At 66.8% G+C, this 22,476-nt stretch carries 1 protein-coding gene (running past one end of the window); it reads left to right on the forward strand.

Features of this window, described 5'->3' with window-relative positions:
• Nucleotides 1-22,437, forward strand: the 3' portion of a protein-coding gene (locus F8M74_RS00165; RefSeq protein ID WP_141252616.1) for a non-ribosomal peptide synthase/polyketide synthase. It extends 13,398 nt beyond the left edge of the window; only the last 22,437 of its 35,835 coding nucleotides appear in the window; its start codon lies off the left edge, out of view; the stop codon is at nt 22,435-22,437.
• The last annotated feature ends 39 nt before the right edge of the window (nt 22,438-22,476 follow it).

Here is a 22,476-nt window from a genome sequence, read left to right on the forward strand (position 1 = left end):
TGGAAGGAGCAGCTTCAAGGGGCCTCGCAGGCACTGGAACTGCCCACGGACAAGCCGCGTCCCGCGGTGCAGACCTTCCGTGGCGCCAACCGGGATGTGCAGTGGCCGCGCGATCTGTGGGAGTCGGTCAAGGTGCTCGCGCACCGTGAAGGCGCCACGCCGTTCATGGTGCTGCTCGCGGCGTTCCAGACGGTGCTGTCGCGCTACTCAGGGCAGGATGACCTCTGCGTGGGCTCGCCCATCGCCAACCGCACCCGGGCCGAGACGGAGGGGCTGATTGGCTTCTTCGTCAACACGCTCGTTCTTCGTGCTCGACTCGATGGGAACCCCACGTTCCGGGAGCTGTTGGCTCAGGTTCGCGAACGGACGCTCGGCGCGTATGCGCATCAGGACATCCCCTTCGAGCGATTGGTGGAGGAACTCAAGCCGGACCGCGACTTGAGCCGCAGCCCGCTCTTCCAGGTGATGTTCATCCTGCAGAACACGCCCACCGTGGAGCTGCACCTGCCGGGCCTGACGCTGGCGGGAATGGATGGTGACTCGCGCACGTCGAAGTTCGACCTCACCCTGGAGCTGACCGAGACGCCGCAGGGGTTGTCGGTCAGCGCCGTATACAACAGCGACCTCTTCGAGCCCGAGACGATGGACCGGCTGACGGGCCATCTGCGCGTGTTGCTGGAGGCCGCGGTCCAGACGCCGGATGCTCGGTTGGGTGAGCTGCCGTTGCTGGGCGCAGTGGAGCAGCACCGGTTGCTCGTGGAGTGGAACGACACCCGCAGCGACTTCGTTCCCAACACCATCCAGGCCCTCTTCGAGGCTCAGGCCGCGAAGACGCCTGAAGCGATCGCGGTCGTCGCCGAAGACTCGCGGCTGACCTACGAGGCGCTGAATCGGCGGGCCAATCAACTGGCGCACCACCTGCGTTCGCTGGGCGTCGGTCCGGATGTTCCGGTGGGCTTGTACCTGGACCGATCCGCGTGTGCGGTGGTGGGCCTGTGGGGCATTCTCAAGGCGGGTGGGGCCTATGTACCGCTGGACGTCACGTTCCCGGTCGAGCGCATTCGAAGTGCGCTCGCGGACGCGGGTGCCCAGGTGCTGGTCACGCAGGCGGCCCTGGCGGAGGTCCTGCGCTGGGACGCGGGCGGGGTGGTCCGTCTGGATGCGGACGCATCTTCTCTATTGGAACGGAGCGAGCGCAACCCGGAGCCCTCGGCGGCGCCGGAGAACCTTGCCTACGTCATCTTCACCTCTGGCTCCACGGGGCGGCCGAAGGGCGTGGCCATCGAGCACCGGCAGCTGGTTCATTACGTAGAAGGCGTCTCGCGCCGGCTGGACCTGCCGGAAGGCGCCTCGTTTGCTTCCGTGTCCACGCTGGCGGCGGACCTGGGCCACACCGCTGTCTTCCCCACGCTCTGCCAAGGCGGCGCGCTGCATCTCGTGTCTCGTGAATGCGCGTCGGACCCGTCGGCCCTGGCCGCGCTCTTCGAGCGCGAGGCCGTGGACTGCCTGAAGATCGTCCCCGCTCACTTGCAGGCGCTCCTGGCCTCCGGGAAGCCCGAGCGGGTGTTGCCGCGCCAGCGTCTGGTGCTGGGCGGTGATGTCTCGGACTGGGCGCTGATGGACCGGGTGCACGAACTGTCGCCGGACCTGGTGGTGTTCAACCACTACGGGCCCTCCGAGACGACCGTGGGTGTGCTCACGCTCCAGGTGGAGCGTGGGCCTCAGGGGCGTGTGTCGGCGTCGGTGCCGCTGGGGCGGCCCATTCCCAACGCGCGCGTCTACGTGCTGGATGCATACCTGCGCCCGGTACCCGTGGGCATTCCGGGAGAGCTGTGCATTGGTGGAAGGACCGTGGGCCGCGGCTATCTGGGCCGGGCGGGCCTGACGGCCGAGCGCTTCGTGCCGGACGCGTACTCGGATGATCCGGGTGCGCGGATGTACCGGACGGGAGACCGGGCACGGCTGCTCGCGGATGGCCGGGTGGAGTTCCTGGGCCGCACGGATGACCAGCTCAAGGTTCGCGGCTACCGCGTGGAGCTGGGCGAGGTGGAGGCGGCGCTGGAGCGGCACCCCTCGGTGCGTGAGTCGGTCGTGGTGGCCCACGAGAGCGGGACAGATGGCAAGCGCCTGGTGGGCTACGCCGTGCCGAAGCCGGGCCACACACTGGAGGTCGACGCGCTTCGTGACTTCCTGGGCCATACGCTGCCTGACTACATGGTTCCGAAGGCCCTGGTGGTGCTGGAGGCACTGCCGCTGACGCCCAACGGCAAGGTGGACCGCAAGGCGCTGCCGGCGCCTGACTTCCAGTCCGTGAATGCCGAGGCTTTTGTCGCGCCACGCACGGCCACGGAAGAACTGGTGGCGGGGCTGTTCTCCGAGGTGCTGGGGCTCGACCGTGTGGGGATCCACAGTGGTTTCTTCGAGCTGGGAGGGCACTCGTTGCTGGCGACGCAGGCCATCTCCCGCATCCGTGGCGCCTTCGGTGTCGAGCTGCCCCTGAGAGATCTCTTCGAGGCACCCACGGTGGCCGCGCTCGCCGAGCGGGTGGACCGTTGGGTGCGCGCCGGGGCGGGCTTCGCTGCGCCTCCGTTGAAGCCTCGGGCGGGACTGACGAGCGTCCTGCCGCTGTCGTTCGCGCAGCAGCGCTTGTGGTTCCTGGAGCAGCTCGCGCCGGGGAGTGTCTTCTACAACGTGCCGGCGGTGGTGAAGGTGTCGGGGCCGCTCGACGTGGCCGCACTGGAACGCAGCTTCGACGCGCTCGTTCGTCGCCATGAGTCCTTGCGGACGACATTCCGCGCCGACGGTGGGACGCCCGTGCAGGTCATCGCGCCTGTGGGACAGGTGGTGTTCACGGTCGAGGACCTGAGCGGGCTCCCTGACGTGGAGCAGGAGGCACAGCGCCGAGCGGACGACGAGGCGCTGCGGCCGTTCGATCTGGCGAAGGGACCCTTGCTGCGGACCATGCTGCTTCGGCTCGGAGAGCGGGAGCACGTGTTGGTGCTGATGATGCACCACATCGTGTCCGACGGCTGGTCCATGGGTGTCCTCGTGCGAGAGGTCGCGGCGCTGTACGAGGCGTTCTCCCAGGGCCGTCCATCACCCTTGCCGGAACTGGTGGTGCAGTACCCGGACTACGCGGTGTGGCAGCGGGAGTGGCTGAAGGGCGAGGTGTTGGAGGCGCAGCTCGGATACTGGAAGCAACATCTGGAAGGGGCGCCCGCGGCACTGGAGCTGCCGACCGACAAGGCGAGGCCCACCGTTCAGACGTATGGCGGAGCTTTGCGGCACGAGGTGTGGCCGAAGGCGCTCTGGCGCGACATGGAGGCGCTCGGCCGTCGTGAAGGTGCGACGCCGTTCATGGTGTTGCTGGCTGCGTACCAGTGGGTGCTGTCCAAGTACGCGGGGCAGGAGGACGTGTGCGTGGGGGCTCCCGTCGCGGGGCGCGCGCAAGGCGAGACGGAGGGGCTGATCGGCTTCTTCGCGAACATGTTGGTGCTGCGGACGAAGGTGTCCCCGGCATCAACCTTCCGTGAGCTGATCGCTCAGGTGCGGGAGGTGACATTGGGTGCGTATGCGCACCAGGACGTACCGTTCGAGAAGCTGGTGGAGGAGCTTCAGCCCGAGCGTGACCTGAGCCGGAGTCCGTTGTTCCAGGTGACGCTGACGCTGCAGAACACGCCCGTGACGGAGGTGAAGCTCGGAGATGGCTTGAGGCTCTCCGGTGTGGAGTCGGAGGGGCGGACGTCGAAGTTCGACCTCTCCCTGGTGGTGGAGGAAGTGCAGGACGGCGTGGTGGTGGCGGCGAACTACAACACCGATCTGTTCGAAGCAGAGACGGTGCGCCGGCTGCTCCATCATCTGCGGACCCTGCTGGAGACGGCTATCGCAGGGCCGGAGAAGCGGCTGGCCGAGCTGTCGCTGATGGGCGGTGAGGAGCAGCATCGACTTGTGAAGGAATGGAGCGGGACGGCTTCGACGTATCCGCGCGACGCCAGCCTGAGTGCCCTCTTTGAGCAGCAGGTTCAGCGGACGCCGGATGCGGTGGCGGTGGAGTACGAGGACCGGCGGTTGACGTATGCGGAGTTGAACCGGCGTGCGAACCAGCTGGCACATCACCTGAGGGGGATGGGCGTTGGGCCCGAGGTGCGTGTGGGGCTGTGCGTGGAGCGCTCGCTGGAATTGGTGGTGAGCGTGCTGGGCATCCTGAAGGCAGGGGGCGTGTACGTGCCGCTGGATGCCAGCTATCCGCTGGAGCGACTGGCGTGGATGAAGGCGGAGGCCGGTGTCGCATTGCTGGTGGCGCAGGAGAAGCTGGCGGACGAGGTAGCCGCGGGTGGCGAGCTGGTGGTGTGCGTGGACACGGAGTGGGACACGCAAATTGCCCTGCAACCGGAGGTCGCACCAAGCATCCATGTGGGTGGGGGCAACCTGGTGTACGTGATGTTCACGTCGGGAAGCACGGGGAAGCCGAAGGGCGTAGGCGTGCCGCACCGAGCAGTGTCACGCCTGGTGCTGGGGACGGATTTCGCGCACTTCGGGCCAGAGGAGGTGTGGCTGCAACTGGCGCCCATCTCCTTCGACGCATCGACGTTGGAGGTGTGGGGCGCGCTGCTGCACGGCGCGAAGCTGGTGGTGTACCCGGCGGGGACGCCGTCGCTGGAGGAACTGGGCCGGAAGCTGGAGTCTTCAGGCGTGACGTCGCTGTGGCTGACAGCGGCGCTCTTCGAGCAGATGCAGGCGCGGCAGCCGAAGGCGCTGGCCAGCGTCCGCCAGTTGCTGGCGGGTGGAGACGCCTTGCCGGTGTCCCGCGTGAAGGAGCGGCTGGCGGCAGGTGGCCTGCTCATCAACGGGTATGGCCCGACGGAGAACACGACGTTCTCCAGCACGTACCGGATGGAGAGGCCGGAGGAAGTAGGCGCCTCGGTGTCTATCGGCCGGCCGGTGAAGAACACGGTGGCCTACGTGCTGGACGCGGGGATGCGCCCGGTGCCGGTGGGCGTGCCGGGTGAGCTGTACGTGGGCGGAGACGGCCTGGCAGTGGGGTACGTGGGGCGTCCGGAGCTGACGGCGGAGCGCTTCGTGCCGAGCCCGTACGGCGAAGGAGAGCGGCTGTACCGCACGGGGGACATGGTGCGGTGGCTGGGGAACGGGACGTTGGAGTTCCTGGGCCGAGCGGACACGCAGGTGAAGGTGCGCGGCTACCGGATTGAGCTGGGTGAAGTGGAAGCCGCGCTGGCCCAGCACGGTGGTGTCAACGAAGCCGTGGTGGTGGCACGGGAGGATGGAGGCGAAGGCAAGCGGTTGGTGGCCTACGTGACGGCGCAGGAAGGTGCATCGCTGGACACGGGTGCACTGAGAAGCCACGTGAAGCAGCGGCTGCCGGAGTACATGGTGCCGTCGGCGTATGTGGTGCTGGAGTCGCTGCCGCTGACGCCCAACGGGAAGGTGGACCGCAAGGCGCTGCCCGCCCCGGATGCCCAGGGTTCGAAGACGGCGCACTTTGAAGCGCCCCGCACGGCGAGTGAGGAGAAACTGGCGTCCATCTTCGCCGAGGTGCTGAACGTCGAGCGCGTCGGACTGGAGGGGGACTTCTTCGAGTTGGGCGGACACTCGCTGCTGGCAACGCAGTTGGTGTCGCGAGTGAGGGAAGAACTCCAGGTAGAGCTCCCGCTGCGAGACATCTTCGAATCCTCCACAGTGGGGAAGCTGGCCGAACGAATTGACGCATCCCGCGGGACGGCAGCGGTCGCGGTTCGAGCACCACCCCTGACGCGCGCTTCTCGGAGCGATGCGCTACCGCTGTCATTCGCGCAGCAGCGGCTGTGGTTCCTCGACCAGTTGGAGCCAGGCAGTCCGTTCTACAACGTCCCCTCAGTGGTGAAGTTGACTGGGCGTCTGCAAACGACCGCGTTGGAGGCCAGCTTCAGCGAACTCGTGCGGCGGCACGAGTCGTTGCGCACGACGTTCCGTGTCAGTGGCGGTGAACCCGTGCAGGTCATCGCAACGGATCCGCTTCAGCCTTTCCATCAGCTCGACTTCAGCGAACTGGAAGCGGAGCGCGAATCCACGGTGCGGCGCTGGATCGAAGAGGAGATTCAGCGTCCGTTCAACCTGGAGACGGGCCCGTTGCTGAGGGCGACGCTGCTGAAGGAGGGGGAAGAAGCGCACGTGCTGGTGCTGGTGATGCACCACATCGTTTCGGACGGCTGGTCGATGGGCGTGCTGGTGAGGGAGTTGGTGGCCCTGTACGAGGCGTACTCGCAGGGGCGCGAATCACCGCTTGCGGAGCTGGAGGTGCAGTACGCGGACTACGCGGTGTGGCAGCGAGGGTGGCTGAAGGGGGAGGTGCTGGAAGAGCAGCTCGGGTACTGGAGGAAGCAGCTTGCGGGTGCGCCAGCTGCACTGGAGTTGCCGACGGACAAGGTGAGGCCAGCGGTCCAGACGTACCGAGGAGAGACGAGAGGACTGGAGTGGCCGAAGGGGCTGTGGGAGGGGGTGAAGGGGCTGGCGCAGCGGGAGAACGCGACGCCCTTCATGGTGTTGCTGGCGGCCTTCCAGGTGGTGCTGTCTCGGTACGCGAGGCAGGAAGACGTGTGCGTCGGGACGGCGATAGCGAACCGGACGAGGGCTGAGACGGAAGGGCTGATTGGCTTCTTCGTCAACACGCTGGTGCTGCGGACGAAGGTGTCTGCGGCATCAAGCTTCCGGGAGCTGCTGGCGCAGGTGCGTGAAGTGACGTTGGGAGCGTACGCGCACCAAGAAGTGCCTTTCGAGAGGCTGGTGGAGGAGCTGCAGCCGGAGCGGGACTTGAGCCGTAGCCCGCTGTTCCAGGTGATGTTGGTGTTGCAGAACGCGCCGGGAGGGGCGGTGAGCCTTCCGGGGCTGAAGCTGGAGGCGGCGGAGTCGTCCGGGAAGACGTCGAAGTTCGACGTGACGCTGGGCTTGGGAGAGTCGAGCGCGGGCGGGCTGTCGGGCGCGCTCGAGTTCAACAGCGACCTGTTTGAAGCCGAGACGATGGAGCGGTTGCTGGGGCACTTGCGGGTGCTCCTGGAGACTGCTGTGAGCGCTCCAGAGCTGCCGCTGGCTGAGCTTCCGCTGATGGGCCGTGAAGAGCGGCAGCGGTTGGTGAAGGAGTGGCGCGGGACAGCTTCCACGTACCCACGCGACGCCAGCCTGAGTGTCCTCTTCGAGGAGCAGGTTCAGCGTACGCCGGACGCGGTGGCGGTGGAGTACGAGGACCGGCGGTTGACATACGCGGAGCTGAACCGACGCTCCAACCAGTTGGCACACCACCTGAGAAGCATGGGTGTGGGGCCTGAGGTGCGGGTGGGGTTGTGCGTGGAGCGCTCGCTGGAATTGGTGGTGAGCGTGCTGGGCATCCTGAAGGCGGGAGGCGTGTACGTGCCGCTGGATGCCAGCTACCCGCTGAAGCGGCTGACGTGGATGAAGCAGGAGGCGAGCGTCACGCTGCTGGTGGGGCAGCAGAAGTTGCTCGAGTCCATGATGCTCTCCGACACCGAGTCCAGGGTGTGCGTGGATACGGAGTGGGACGCTCAGATTGCTCATCAGCCAGAAAGCAACCTGAGTCCCAGTGTGGCCGGTGGGCACCTGGCGTATTTGATGTTCACGTCGGGAAGCACGGGGAAGCCGAAGGGCGTGGGCGTGCCACACCGAGCGGTGTCACGCCTGGTGCTGGGGACGGACTTCGCGCACTTCGGGCCGGAGGAAGTGTGGCTGCAACTGGCGCCCATCTCCTTCGACGCATCGACGCTGGAGGTATGGGGCGCGCTGCTGCACGGCGCGAAGTTGGTGGTGTACCCAGCAGGGACGCCATCGTTGGAGGAGTTGGGTCGCAAGCTGGAGTCGTCGGGCGTGACGTCGCTGTGGTTGACAGCGGCGCTCTTCGAGCAGATGCAGGCGCGACAGCCGAAGGCCTTGGCCAGCGTCCGCCAGTTGCTGGCGGGTGGTGACGCGCTGCCGGTGTCCCGTGTGAAGGAGCGGCTGGCAGCGGGCGGTGTGCTCATCAACGGGTATGGCCCGACGGAGAACACAACGTTCTCCAGCACGTACCGGATGGAGAGGCCGGAGGAGGTAGGCGCCTCGGTGTCTATCGGCCGGCCGGTGAAGAACACGGTGGCCTACGTGCTGGACGCGGGGATGCGCCCGGTGCCGGTGGGGGTGCCGGGCGAGCTGTACGTGGGCGGAGACGGGTTGGCCGTCGGGTACGTGGGGCGCCCGGAGCTGACGGCGGAGCGTTTCGTTCCGAATCCGTACGGCGACGGAGAGCGGCTGTACCGCACGGGGGACGTGGTGCGGTGGCTGCGCAACGGGACGTTGGAGTTCCTGGGCCGAGCGGACACGCAGGTGAAGGTGCGTGGCTACCGCATCGAGCTGGGTGAAGTGGAAGCCGCGCTGGCCCAGCACGGTGGTGTCAACGAAGCCGTCGTGGTGGCACGCGAGGACGGGAACGAAGGCAAGCGACTGGTGGCGTATGTGACAGCGCGCACGGGCACGAGCCTGGAGTCCAGCGCGCTGAGAAGCCACATGAAGCAGCGGCTACCGGAGTACATGGTGCCGTCGGCGTATGTGGTGCTGGAGTCGCTGCCGCTGACCCCCAACGGAAAGGTGGACCGCAAGGCGCTGCCTGCTCCGGTGGCGATGCTGGGCACGCCAGGTTCCGATTATGTGGCGCCGCGCACTCCCACAGAGGAACTGCTCGCTGGAATCTTCTCGCAGGTGCTGGGCGTGGAGCGGGTGGGTTCGAAGGACAATTTCTTCGAGCTGGGCGGCCACTCATTGTTGGCAACGCAGATGGTGTCGCGGATTCGGAGCACCTTCCGGATCGAGCTCCCGCTCCGTGAATTGTTCGAGGCTCCCACGCTGTCGATCCTGTCCGAGCGGGTGGACCATGCCATTCGCACGGGAGCGTCGATCACCGCTCCGCCCCTGAAGCCACGAGCGGATGGGAGCTGGGTGTTGCCTCCGTCGTTCGCGCAGCAGCGGCTATGGCTCCTGGACCAGATGGAGCGAGGGAGCGCCTCCTACAATGTGCCGGTCGTCCTTCGGGTAGAGGGGCCGCTCCAGGTCGAGGTCCTCGAGCGGAGCTTCGTGGAACTCGTGCGGCGCCACGAGTCGCTGCGGACGACGTTCAGCACTCGGGATGGAAAACCCGTTCAAATCATCGCAGCCGAACCGGTGCTGGCCTTCCGAAGCATGGGGCTGGAGTCATCGGCGGAGGCCGCGCGCACGGCGGAAGTCACCCGTCTGGTCGAACAGGAGGCACACCAGCGGTTCGATCTCGAACGTGGCCCTTTGCTGCGCGTGACGCTCCTGACGCTGTCCGAGCATGACCACGTGCTGATCCTGGTGACACACCACATCGTGTCTGATGGGTGGTCCATGGGCGTCCTCGTGCGGGATGTAACCGCACTCTACGAGGCGTTCTTGCAGGGGCGTCCCTCACTACTACCGGAACTGCCAGTGCAGTACCCGGACTACGCGGTGTGGCAGCGGGAGTGGCTGAAGGGCGAGGTGCTGGAGTCGCAACTCGCATACTGGAAGCGGCAGCTGAAGGGGGCACCCCAATCGCTGGAGCTGCCGACGGATAAACCGCGGCCCGCGGCGCAGAGCTTCCGAGGAGGCCATCTCGACCAATCCTGGCCCCTGGCCTTGTGGGAGCGGGTGAAGGCCCTGGCACAGCGTGAAGGAGCAACGCCGTTCATGGTGCTGCTGGCGGCCTTCCAGGTGGTGCTGTCGAGGTACGCGAGACAGGACGACGTGTGCGTGGGGTCGCCCATCGCAGGGCGTACGCAAGGCGAGACGGAAGGGCTGATCGGCTTCTTCACGAACATGCTGGTGCTGCGGACGAAGGTCTCCCCTGTGTCGAGCTTCCGCGAGCTGCTCGCTCAGGTGCGAGAGGTGACGCTCGGCGCGTATGCGCACCAGGACGTGCCGTTCGAGAAGCTGGTGGAGGAGCTTCAGCCCGAGCGTGACCTGAGTCGCAGTCCGCTGTTCCAGGTGACGCTGACGCTGCAGAACACGCCCGTGACGGAGGTGAAGCTCGGAGATGGCTTGAGGCTCTCCGGTGTGGAGTCGGAGGGGCGGACGTCGAAGTTCGACCTGTCTCTGGTGATGGAGGAGGTGAAGGACGGCGTCATGGCGATGGTCAACTACAACAGCGACTTGTTCGAGGCCGGGACGATGGACCGGATGCTCGGACACTTGAGGGTGCTGTTGGAGGCAGCCGTCGTCGCGCCGGAGCAGCGGCTGGCCGAGCTGCCACTGATGGGCAGTGAAGAGCAGCAGCGGTTGGTGAAGGAATGGAGCGGGACAGCTTCCACGTACCCACGCGACGCCAGCCTGAGTGCCCTCTTCGAGCAGCAGGTTCAGCGGACGCCGGACGCGGTGGCGGTGGAGTACGAGGACCGGCGGTTGACGTACGCGGAGCTGAACCGGCGTGCGAACCAGCTGGCACATCACCTGAGGGGGATGGGCGTTGGGCCCGAGGTGCGTGTGGGGCTGTGCGTGGAGCGCTCACTGGAGCTGGTGGTGAGCGTGCTGGGCATCCTGAAGGCGGGAGGCGTGTACGTGCCGTTGGATGCCAGCTATTCGCTGGAGCGTCTGGCGTGGATGAAGCAAGAGGCGGGCGTCGCGGTGCTGGTGGCGCAGGAGAAGCTGGCGGACGAGGTGGCCGCGGGTGGCGAGTTGGTGGTGTGTGTGGACACGGAGTGGGACACGCAGATTGCCCATCAGCCGCAAACCACGCCCAGTGCCAACGTGGGCGGTGGAAACCTGGCGTACGTGATGTTCACGTCGGGAAGCACGGGGAAGCCGAAGGGGGTGGCAGTGCCGCATCGGGCGGTGTCTCGCTTGGTGCTGGGAACGGACTTCGCGCACTTCGGGCCCGAAGAGGTTTGGCTGCAACTGGCGCCCATCTCCTTCGACGCATCGACGCTGGAGCTGTGGGGCGCACTGCTGCACGGCGCGAAGCTGGTGGTGTACCCGGCGGGGACGCCGTCACTAGAGGAACTGGGCCGCAAGCTGGAGTCGTCGGGCGTGACGTCGCTGTGGCTGACAGCAGCGCTCTTCGAGCAGATGCAGGCGCGGCAGCCGAAGGCCTTGGCCAGCGTCCGCCAGTTGCTGGCGGGTGGCGACGCCTTGCCGGTGTCCCGTGTGAAGGAGCGGCTGGCAGCGGGCGGTGTGCTCATCAACGGGTATGGCCCGACGGAGAACACGACGTTCTCCAGCACGTACCGGATGGAGAGGCCGGAGGAAGTAGGCGCCTCGGTGTCTATCGGCCGGCCGGTGAAGAACACCGTGGCTTACGTGCTGGACGGGGCAATGCGTCCAGTGCCTGTGGGCGTTCCGGGTGAGCTGTACGTGGGCGGAGACGGCTTGGCAGTGGGGTACGTAGGGCGTCCAGAGCTGACGGCGGAGCGCTTCGTACCGAATCCGTACGGTGAAGGAGAGCGGCTGTACCGGACGGGCGACGTGGTGCGGTGGCTGGGGAACGGGACGCTGGAGTTCCTGGGCCGCGCGGACACGCAGGTGAAGGTGCGTGGCTACCGGATTGAGTTGGGTGAAGTGGAAGCCGCGCTGGCCCAGCACCGTGGCGTCAACGAAGCAGTCGTGGTGGCACGCGAGGACGGGAACGAAGGCAAGCGGTTGGTGGCCTACGTGACGGCGCAGGAAGGGGCCACACTGGACGCGGGTGCACTGCGAAGCCACGTGAAGCAGCGGCTACCGGAGTACATGGTTCCGTCGGCGTATGTGGTGCTGGAGTCGTTGCCGCTGACGCCCAACGGAAAGGTGGACCGCAAGGCGCTGCCCGCACCGGATGCACAAGGCCCGAAGGCAGCGCACTTCGAGGCGCCTCGCACGGCGACTGAGGAGAAGCTGGCGTCCATCTTCGCCGAGGTGCTGAACGTCGAGCGAGTCAGCGTCGACGAAGACTTCTTCGAGCTGGGTGGCCACTCGCTGCTGGCCACGCAGTTGGTTTCGCGCGTGCGCGAGTCCTTCCAGGTAGAACTCCCCCTGAGGGACGTCTTCGAATCGCCGACGGTGGAGAAACTGGCCCTCCGGCTGGGCCACGCACAGGTGGGGGGCTTGATGCCCCAGGCGCCACCACTGAAGCGGGTACTGCGCCAGGGGGCATTGCCGCTATCATTCGCTCAGCAGCGACTGTGGTTCCTCGACCAACTGGAGCCTGGCAGCGCCTTCTACAACGTGCCGGTCGCAGTGAGGCTCACAGGCGTCCTCGACGTTGCAGCGTTGCGCCGTAGCTTCGATGAGTTGGTTCGCCGACACGAATCGTTGCGAACCACCTTCCGTGCTCAGGACGGGATGCCCGTCCAGATTGTCTCCGACACTTCAACGACCCGGTTGGAAGTCTTGGCGCGCGGAACTCCGGACGACGGTGAAGGAGGGCTGGGGACAAAACGCCTCGCGGAGCAAGAGGCACTTCGCCCGTTCAACCTGGAGACGGGCCCGTTGCTGAGGGCGACGCTGCTGAAGGAGGGGGAAGAAGCGCACGTGCTGGTGCTGGTGATGCACCACATCGTGTCGGACGGCTGGTCGATGGGCGTGCTGGTGAGAGAGTTGGTGGCCCTGTACGAGGCGTACTCGCAGGGGCGCGAGTCACCGTTGGCTGAGCTGGAGGTGCAGTACGCGGACTACGCGGTGTGGCAGCGTGAATGGCTGAAGGGGGAGGTGCTGGAAGAGCAGCTCGGGTACTGGAGGAAGCAGCTTGCGGGTGCACCAGCGGCACTGGAGTTGCCGACGGACAAGGTGAGGCCAGCGGTCCAGACGTACCGAGGAGAGACGAGAGGACTGGAGTGGCCGAAGGGGCTGTGGGAGGGAGTGAAGGGGCTGGCGCAGCGAGAGAATGCGACGCCCTTCATGGTGTTGTTGGCGGCCTTCCAGGTGGTGCTGTCTCGGTACGCGAGGCAGGAGGATGTGAGCGTCGGGACGGCGATAGCGAACCGGACGAGGGCTGAGACGGAGGGGCTGATTGGCTTCTTCGTCAACACGCTGGTGCTGCGGACGAAGGTGTCTGCGGCGTCGAGCTTCCGGGGGCTGCTGGCGCAGGTGCGTGAAGTGACGTTGGGAGCGTACGCGCACCAGGAAGTGCCCTTCGAGCGGTTGGTGGAGGAGCTGCAGCCGGAGCGGGACTTGAGCCGCAGCCCGCTGTTCCAGGTGATGTTGGTGCTGCAGAACGCGCCGGGAGGGGCGGTGAGCCTGCCGGGGCTGAAGTTGGAGGCAGCGGAGTCGACTGGGAAGACGTCGAAGTTCGATTTGACGCTCGGGTTGAGTGAGACGGATGAGGGCCTTTCTGGAGGACTCGAGTTCAACAGCGACCTGTTTGAAGCCGAGACGATGGAGCGGCTGCTGGAACATCTGCGGGTGTTGTTGGATGCAGCCGTCGCTCGGCCTGAGACGCGGCTGGCCGAGCTGCCGCTGATGGGTCGTGAGGAACAGCAGCGACTGGTGAAGGAGTGGAGCGGGGCGACTGCGCAATACCCACGAGATGCGTCGTTGGCGCAGTTGTTCGACGCACAGGCGCAGCGGACGCCGGATGCGGTGGCGGTCGAGTACGAGGACCGGCGGCTGACGTACGCGGAGCTGAACCGACGCGCCAACCAGTTGGCGCACCACCTGAAGGGCATGGGCGTGGGGCCGGAAGTCCGGGTGGGCTTGTGCGTGGAGCGCTCGCTGGAGCTGGTGGTGAGCGTGCTGGGCATCCTCAAGGCGGGGGGCGTTTACGTGCCTTTGGATGCCAGCTATCCGCTGGATCGCCTGGCGTGGATGAAGCAGGAAGCAGGCGTCACGCTGCTGGTGGGACAGCAGAAGCTGCTTGAGTCCATGGGGCTCGATGACACCGAGTCCAGGGTGTGCGTGGACACGGAGTGGGAGACGCAGATTGCCCACCATCCCGTGAGCACTTCGAGCGCCAACGTGGGCGGTGGAAGCCTGGCGTACGTGATGTTCACGTCGGGAAGTACCGGGAAGCCGAAGGGTGTGGGCGTGCCGCACCGCGCGGTGTCTCGCTTGGTGCTGGGAACGGACTTCGCGCACTTCGGGCCCGAAGAGGTTTGGCTGCAACTGGCGCCCATCTCCTTCGACGCATCGACGCTGGAGCTGTGGGGCGCACTGCTGCACGGCGCGAAGCTGGTGGTGTACCCGGCGGGGACGCCGTCACTAGAGGAACTGGGCCGCAAGCTGGAGTCGTCGGGCGTGACGTCGCTGTGGCTGACAGCAGCGCTCTTCGAGCAGATGCAGGCGCGGCAGTCGAAGGCCTTGGCCAGCGTCCGCCAGTTGCTGGCGGGTGGCGACGCGCTGCCAGTGTCCCGTGTGAAGCAGCGGCTGGCAGCGGGCGGTGTGCTCATCAACGGGTATGGCCCGACGGAGAACACGACGTTCTCCAGCACGTACCGGATGGAGAGGCCGGAGGAAGTAGGCGCTTCGGTGTCTATCGGCCGGCCGGTGAAGAACACCGTGGCTTACGTGCTGGACGGGGCAATGCGTCCAGTGCCTGTGGGCGTTCCGGGTGAGCTGTACGTGGGCGGAGACGGCCTGGCAGTGGGGTACGTAGGGCGTCCAGAACTGACGGCGGAGCGCTTCGTGCCGAGTCCGTTCGGTGAAGGGGAGCGACTGTACCGCACGGGGGATGTGGTGCGGTGGCTGAGCAACGGGACGTTGGAGTTCCTGGGCCGCGCGGACACACAGGTGAAGGTGCGTGGCTACCGGATTGAGCTGGGTGAAGTGGAATCCGCGCTGGCCCAGCACAGTGGCGTCAACGAAGCCGTGGTCGTGGCGCGGGAGGATGGAGGCGAAGGCAAGCGGTTGGTGGCCTATGTGACGGCGCAGGAAGGTGCCTCGCTGGGCACGGGTGCATTGCGAAGCCACGTGAAGCAACGGCTGCCGGAGTACATGGTGCCGTCGGCGTATGTGGTGCTGGAGTCGCTGCCGCTGACACCCAACGGAAAGGTGGACCGCAAGGCGCTGCCCGCTCCAGATGCACAAGGCCCGAGGACGGCGCACTTCGAGGCGCCTCGCACGGCGACTGAGGAGAAGCTGGCGTCCATCTTCGCCGAGGTGCTGAACGTCGAGCGAGTTAGCGTCGACGAAGATTTCTTCGAGCTGGGTGGCCACTCGCTGCTGGCCACGCAGTTGGTGTCGCGCGTGCGCGAGTCCTTCCGGGTTGAACTGCCACTCCGGACAGTTTTCGAGTCCCGGTCTGTTGAGACACTGGCGAGGCGGCTGGACGGTGCCTCGGGAGTCGCTGTTGGGCTGAGAGGCCCTCCGGTGGTTCGCGCTTCACGCGACGGCGCGCTTCCTCTGTCGTTCGCACAGCAACGGCTGTGGTTCCTCCATCAGCTTGACCCCGACAGTGCTTTCTACAACGTGCCCGTGGCGGTGAAGCTCTCGGGGGCCCTTGATGTTGCGGCACTGGAACGGAGCTTCCAGTCACTGGTTCTCCGTCATGAGGCGCTGCGCACGACGTTCCGTTCCGAGGCAGGCGTTCCCACCCAGGTCATCTCTCCCGCAGGAAGGGGCGCGCTGGAGTTCGTGGACCTGAGTGCACTCCAGGGCACGGAGAAGACCCTGGAGGTCCAGCGTCGAACGGAACTTCAAACACTTCGCCCGTTCAACCTGGAGACGGGCCCGCTGCTGAGGGCGACGCTGCTGAAGGAGGGGGAAGAAGCGCACGTGCTGGTGCTGGTGATGCACCACATCGTTTCGGACGGCTGGTCGATGGGCGTGCTGGTGAGGGAGTTGGTGGCCCTGTACGAGGCGTACTCGCAAGGGCGCGAGTCACCGCTCGCGGATCTGGAGGTGCAGTACGCGGACTACGCGGTGTGGCAGCGAGGGTGGCTGAAGGGGGAGGTGCTGGAAGAGCAGCTCGGGTACTGGAGGAAGCAGCTTGCGGGTGCGCCAGCGGCGCTGGAGTTGCCGACGGACAAGGTGAGGCCGGCGGTCCAGACGTACCGAGGGGACACGAGAGGGCTGGAGTGGCCGAAGGAGCTGTGGGAGGGGGTGAAGGGGCTGGCGCAGCGGGAGAATGCGACGCCCTTCATGGTGCTGCTGGCGGCCTTCCAGGTGGTGCTGTCGAGGTACGCGCGCCAGGACGACGTCTCTGTGGGCTCCCCCATCGCCAATCGCACGCGAGCCGAGACGGAGGCGTTGATTGGCTTCTTCGTGAACACGCTCGTGCTGCGGACACGGCTGGATGGCAATCCCAGCTTCCGTGAGTTGCTGGCGCAGGTGCGCGAAGTGACGCTGGGCGCGTACGCGCACCAGGAAGTGCCTTTCGAGAGGCTGGTGGAGGAGCTTCAGCCGGAGCGGGACCTGAGCCGCAGCCCGCTGTTCCAGGTGATGTTGGTGCTGCAGAACACTCCAGGAGGCGCGGTAAGCCTGCCCGGACTGAAGCTGGAGGCAGCGGAGTCGACTGGGAAGACGTCGAAGTTCGACTTGACGCTCGGCTTGGGAGCGTCGAGCGCAGGCGGACTGACGGGCGCGTTGGAGTTCAACAGTGACCTGTTCGAAGCCGAGACGATGGATCGGCTGCTAGGGCACCTGAGGGTGCTGTTAGAGGCCGCCGTCGCTGAGCCGGAGACGCGGCTGGCCGAGCTGCCGCTGATGGGCAGTGACGAGCAGTATCGACTGGTGAAGGAATGGAGCGGGACGGCTTCGACATACCCACGCGATGCGAGCCTGAGTGCTCTCTTTGAGCAGCAGGCTCAGCGGACGCCGGACGCGGTGGCGGTGGAGTACGAAGGCCAGCGACTGACGTACGCGGAATTGAATCAGCGTGCGAACCAGTTGGCGCACCACCTGAAGGCCATGGGGGTGGGGCCGGAAGTCCGAGTGGGATTGTGCGTGGCGCGCTCGCTGGAGTTGGTGGTGAGTGTGCTGGGCATCCTGAAGGCAGGGGGCGTGTATGTGCCTCTGGATGCCAGCTACCCGCTGGCGCGTCTGGCATGGATGAAGGCGGAGGCCGGCGTCGCGGTGCTGGTGGCGCAGGAGAAGCTCGCGGACGAGGTGGCCGCGGGTGGCGAGCTGGTGGTGTGCGTGGACACGGAGTGGGACACGCAGATTGCCCTCCAGCCGGAAACCACGCCCAGTTCCAACGTGGGCGGTGGGCATCTGGCGTACGTGATGTTCACGTCGGGAAGCACGGGGAAGCCGAAGGGCGTAGGCGTGCCTCACCGAGCAGTGTCGCGCCTGGTGCTGGGGACTGACTTCGCGCACTTCGGGCATGAGGAGGTGTGGCTGCAGTTGGCACCCATTTCCTTCGACGCATCGACGCTGGAAGTGTGGGGCGCGCTGCTGCACGGCGCGAAGTTGGTGGTGTACCCGGCGGGGACGCCGTCGCTGGAGGAGTTGGGCCGGAAGCTGGAGTCTTCTGGCGTGACGTCGTTGTGGCTGACGGCAGCGCTCTTCGAGCAGATGCAGGCGCGGCAGCCGAAGGCCTTGGCCAGCGTCCGCCAGTTGCTGGCGGGTGGCGACGCCTTGCCGGTGTCCCGTGTGAAGGAGCGGCTGGCAGCGGGCGGTGTGCTCATCAACGGGTATGGCCCGACGGAGAACACGACGTTCTCCAGCACGTACCGGATGGAGAGGCCAGAGGAAGTAGGTGCCTCGGTGTCTATCGGCCGGTCGGTGAAGAACACCGTGGCTTACGTGCTGGACGGGGCAATGCGTCCCGTGCCTGTGGGCGTGCCGGGCGAGTTGTACGTGGGCGGAGACGGGCTGGCAGTGGGGTACGTGGGACGCCCAGAGTTGACGGCGGAACGCTTCGTGCCGAGCCCATTCGGTGACGGAGAGCGGCTGTACCGCACGGGGGACGTGGTGCGGTGGCTGAAGAACGGGACGCTGGAGTTCCTGGGCCGAGCGGACACGCAGGTGAAGGTGCGCGGTTACCGCATCGAGTTGGGCGAAGTGGAAGCGGCGCTAGCCCAGCACCGTGGCGTCAACGAAGCCGTGGTCGTGGCACGCGAGGACGGTGGTGAAGGCAAGCGACTGGTGGCCTACGTGACGGCGCAGGAAGGTGCCTCGCTGGACACGGGGGCACTGCGGAGCCACGTGAAGCAGCGACTGCCGGAGTACATGGTGCCGTCGGCGTATGTGGTGCTGGAGTCGCTGCCGCTGACGCCCAATGGAAAGGTGGACCGCAAGGCACTGCCCGCGCCGGACACAGAGGGCACGGCGAGCGAGAAATATGTGGCGCCTCGAACAGCGACCGAAAAGACGTTGGCCGCAATCTTCGTCGACGTCCTGAAGGTCGAGCGGGTCGGGCTCGACGGAGACTTCTTCGAACTGGGCGGACACTCATTGTTAGCTACGCAGTTGGTGTCGCGCGTGCGGGAGGAACTCCAAGTAGAGCTCCCCCTTCGAGACATCTTCGAGTGTCCCACGGTGGAGAAGCTCGCAGAGCGGCTGGACCACACTTCGAAAACGGATGGCGGCGCGCAGCCACCGCCGTTGGTCCGGGTTCCTCGTGACAGGGCGCTTCCCCTGTCATTCGCCCAGCAGCGCTTGTGGTTCCTCGCGCAGTTGGATCCTGACAGCACTGTCTACAACGTCCCGGCGTCGGTGCGGTTGGCGGGCGCCTTGAACGTTCCCGCGCTGAAGCAGAGCTTCGACGCACTGGTCCGTCGTCACGAGGCGCTGCGCACCACGTTCCGGACCGAGGGCGGTTCGCCGGTACAGGTCATCGACCCACGGGGCGGAGCGCGGCTCGACATCGTAGACCTGCGCTCGCTGCCAGTGGCGCGGAGGGAAGAGGAGGCGCAGCGGATCGCGCAAGAGGCGTCACAGCGCCCGTTCGACCTGGAAAGCGGTCCGCTGCTGCGGCTCGCCTTGCTCGCGCTGTCGGAGCAGGACCATGTGTTGGTGCTGGTGATGCACCACATCGTCTCGGACGGTTGGTCCATGGGGATCCTGGTTCGCGAGTTGACCGAACTCTATGCGTCCTTCTCCCAGGGACAGCCGTCGCACCTGCCGGAACTCCCGCTTCAGTACGCGGACTACGCGGTCTGGCAGCGCGAGTGGCTCCAGGGGGACCTCCTGGACGCGCAGCTCGGCTACTGGAAGCAACGCCTGGACGGCGCGCCCCGGTTGCTGGAGCTGCCCACGGACAGGCCGCGTCCGGCAGTCCAGTCCCTGGAAGGGGCGTACGTGCCCTACTCGTTGGGCCGTGGGCTGTCCGAGGCGGTGCATGCACTCGCCCGCCGTGAAGGCGTCACGCCGTTCATGGTGCTGCTGGCGGCGTTCCAGGCCGTGCTGGCGCGTTACTCAGGGCAGGACGACGTGAGTGTCGGTTCGCCCATCGCCGGACGCACTCGCGCGGAGACGGAGGGGCTCATCGGCTTCTTCGTGAACACGCTGGTGCTCAGAACCCAGCTGGAGGGTAGCCAGTCCTTCCGTGAGCTGCTGGCTCGGGTCCGGGAGGTCACGCTTGGTGCCTACGCGCACCAGGAAGTGCCTTTCGAGAAGCTCGTCGAGGCGCTGCGTCCGGAGCGCAGCCTCAGTCATTCGCCGATGTTCCAGGTCATGCTCACCTTCGACAGCACTCCGGATGCAGGTGGGGACGCGCAGGCCGCCACGGGGATGAAGCACGTCGCCGTGGAGCACCGGGTGTCGCGGTTCGACCTCTCGCTCGGCTTCGTGGAAGGCAAGGACGGCTTCTCCGGTGGACTGGAGTACAGCACCGTCCTCTTCGAGCCCGAGACTGCAGCGCGACTTCTGGCCCACCTGAAGACGCTGCTTGAAGGTGCCGTGACGGAGCCGGACCGGTCCGTGTACGCGCTGCCCTTGCTGGACGCGGATGAACAGCGGCGGTTGCTGGTGGAGTGGAATGACACCGGCTCCGGCGACGTCACGGAGTCGAGCATCCACGCCCTGGTCGAACGGCAGGCGGCGGCCACTCCCGACGCCGTGGCTGTGGTGGCTGGTGACGAAGTGCTCACGTACTGCGAGCTCATGCAGCGGTCGGACCGGCTGGCGCGGAAGCTCCGCACTCTGGGCGTCGGGCCGGAGGTCCGCGTGGGCCTCTGTGCGGAGCGCAATGCGGACCTGCTGATCGCGGTGCTCGGCATCCTCAAGGCGGGTGGCGCGTACGTCCCGTTGGACCCGGCATACCCGAGCCAGCGGCTGGCCTTCATGATCGAGGACTCCCAGCCTCGCGTCCTTGTGGGTCAGCGCGCGCTGCTCGACGCGCTGCCTCACGGGGACGTGGCCCGGTTGGCGCTCGACGATGCGAATGGGCTCGTGGCGGAAGCCGAGGCGGCGCCGGTGCCCAGATCCGCTCCGGACCATCTGGCCTACGTGCTGTTCACGTCGGGCAGCACGGGCCGGCCGAAGGGCGTGGCCCTGGCGCATCGCAGCGCCGTGGCCTTCCTGCGCTGGACGACGCGGTCCTTCTCGCCGGACGAACTGGTGGGGGTTCTCGCCTCCACGTCGCTCAACTTCGACCTGTCCGTGTTCGAGATGTTCGCGCCGCTCATCCGTGGCGGGTCCGTGGTCATCGCTCGCAATGCCTTGGAGTTGCCGTCGCTCCCGGGGGCACGGAGGGTGACGCTCATCAACACGGTGCCCTCCGCGATGGCGGAGTTGGTGCGTGCCCATGCCGTGCCGGACTCGGTGCGCACGGTGAACCTGGCGGGAGAACCGCTGGCCCAATCCCTGGTGGACGCCATCCACCAGTCCGCACCCGGTGTGCGGCGCGTGCTCAACCTCTACGGCCCCACCGAGGACACGACGTACTCGACCTGGACCGTGGCCCCTCGTGGCGCCACGCGGGAGCCCACCGTGGGGCGGCCGATTGAGGGGACTCGCGCGTACGTGCTGGATGCGCTCGGTCAACCCGTGCCTCAGGGCGTGGCGGGCGAGTTGTACCTGGGCGGGGCTGGGCTTGCCCGAGGGTATGTCGACCGGCCCGAGTTGACCGCCGAGCGCTTCGTCCCCGACGCGTTCAGTCCGCAGCCCGGTGCGCGGCTGTACCGCACCGGAGACCGCGTGCGGTGGTTGCCGGATGGCGTGCTGCAGTACCTGGGCCGAATCGACCAGCAGGTGAAGGTGCGTGGCTTCCGAATCGAACTGGGCGAAATCGAGGCGGTGTTGCGAAGGCATCCGGACGTGCGCGACGCCGTGGTGCTTGTGCGCGAGGACGGGAGCGAAGGACGGCGCCTGGTGGCGTACATCGTGCCCCAGCCGGACAGGGCGCCCGATGCCACGGCGCTCCGGCGCTTCGTGAAGGAAGGGCTGCCGGACTTCATGGTGCCCTCGGTGGTGATGGTGCTGGCCTCGCTGCCGCTGACGCCCAACGGCAAGGTGGACCGCAAGGCGCTCCCGGCGCCGGACGCCCTTCGTCCGGAGTCGACGCGGGCCCATGTAGCGCCTCGGGATGCGCTGGAGCTCCTGCTCGCGCGCATCTGGGAGGAGTTGCTGGGCACCGGCCCCATTGGCATCCACTCCGACTTCTTCGAGTTGGGTGGGCACTCGCTTCTGGCCATGCGGATGGTGTCGCTCATCCGCGAGCGCCTGGGACGCAGCCTGCCCGTGGTTTCACTGTTCCAGGCGGGGACGCTGGCGGAACAGGCCTCTCGGCTCCGGCAGGCCCCCGGGCACGTGTCCCCGCTGGTGCCCATCCAGAGTGGCGGTTCGCAGCGGCCCGTCTTCTGCGTCCATCCCGTCAGCGGCAACGTCCTGCCGTACCTGGAACTGGCGCGGCGCCTGGGGCCGGACCAACCGTTCTACGCGTTCCAGGCCCCGGGCCTCGAAGGCGAGCGGGCTCCGCTGGGGACCGTGGAGGCGATGGCCGCCACCTATGTGGAGGCCATGCGCGGCGTCCAGGCCAGCGGGCCATACCGGCTGGCGGGGTGGTCCTTGGGAGGTGTGGTGGCCTTCGAAATGGCGCGGAAATTGGAGCAGCAGGGGGAGCAGGTGGAGCAGCTGACGCTCATCGACGCCTACGCCTTCGAACAGCGGCCAGTGGAACCCGTGGGCGCGGAGTGGATTGCCGCCCGGTTCGTGGAGTTCACGGGCCAACTCCTGGGTATGCCCGTCTCGGAGTTGATGGCGGATGCGCATCCCGCGGACGAGGCTTCGCTGCTGGGCCGCCTGTTGGATCTGGGGCGGCGCACCGGTGTTCTGGCTCAGGGCGTTGGATCCGAACAACTCCACGCGCTGTACCGTGTCTACGAGAGCAACCTCCGCGCCCTCTGGGATTATCGACCGGGACGCTACGGTGGCCGCGTCACGCTGCTGCGCGCGAGCGAGACGCACGTACCCACGGGCACGGATGGCGGCTGGGGAGCGCTGGCGGCAGGAGGGGTGGAGGTGCACGAACTCTCCGGTGACCACCACTCCATCCTCAAGGCGCCAGCGGTTGACGTGATCGCGGAGACGATGGCGCTGAGCCGACCCACAGTTCCGTGACCTGTTCACCAAAGCCAGACGGGGGCGAACGCCTTCTCC

The sequence above is a fragment of the Myxococcus sp. CA023 genome (genome assembly GCF_010998615.1).
In the GTDB taxonomy this organism is placed as follows: domain Bacteria; phylum Myxococcota; class Myxococcia; order Myxococcales; family Myxococcaceae; genus Myxococcus.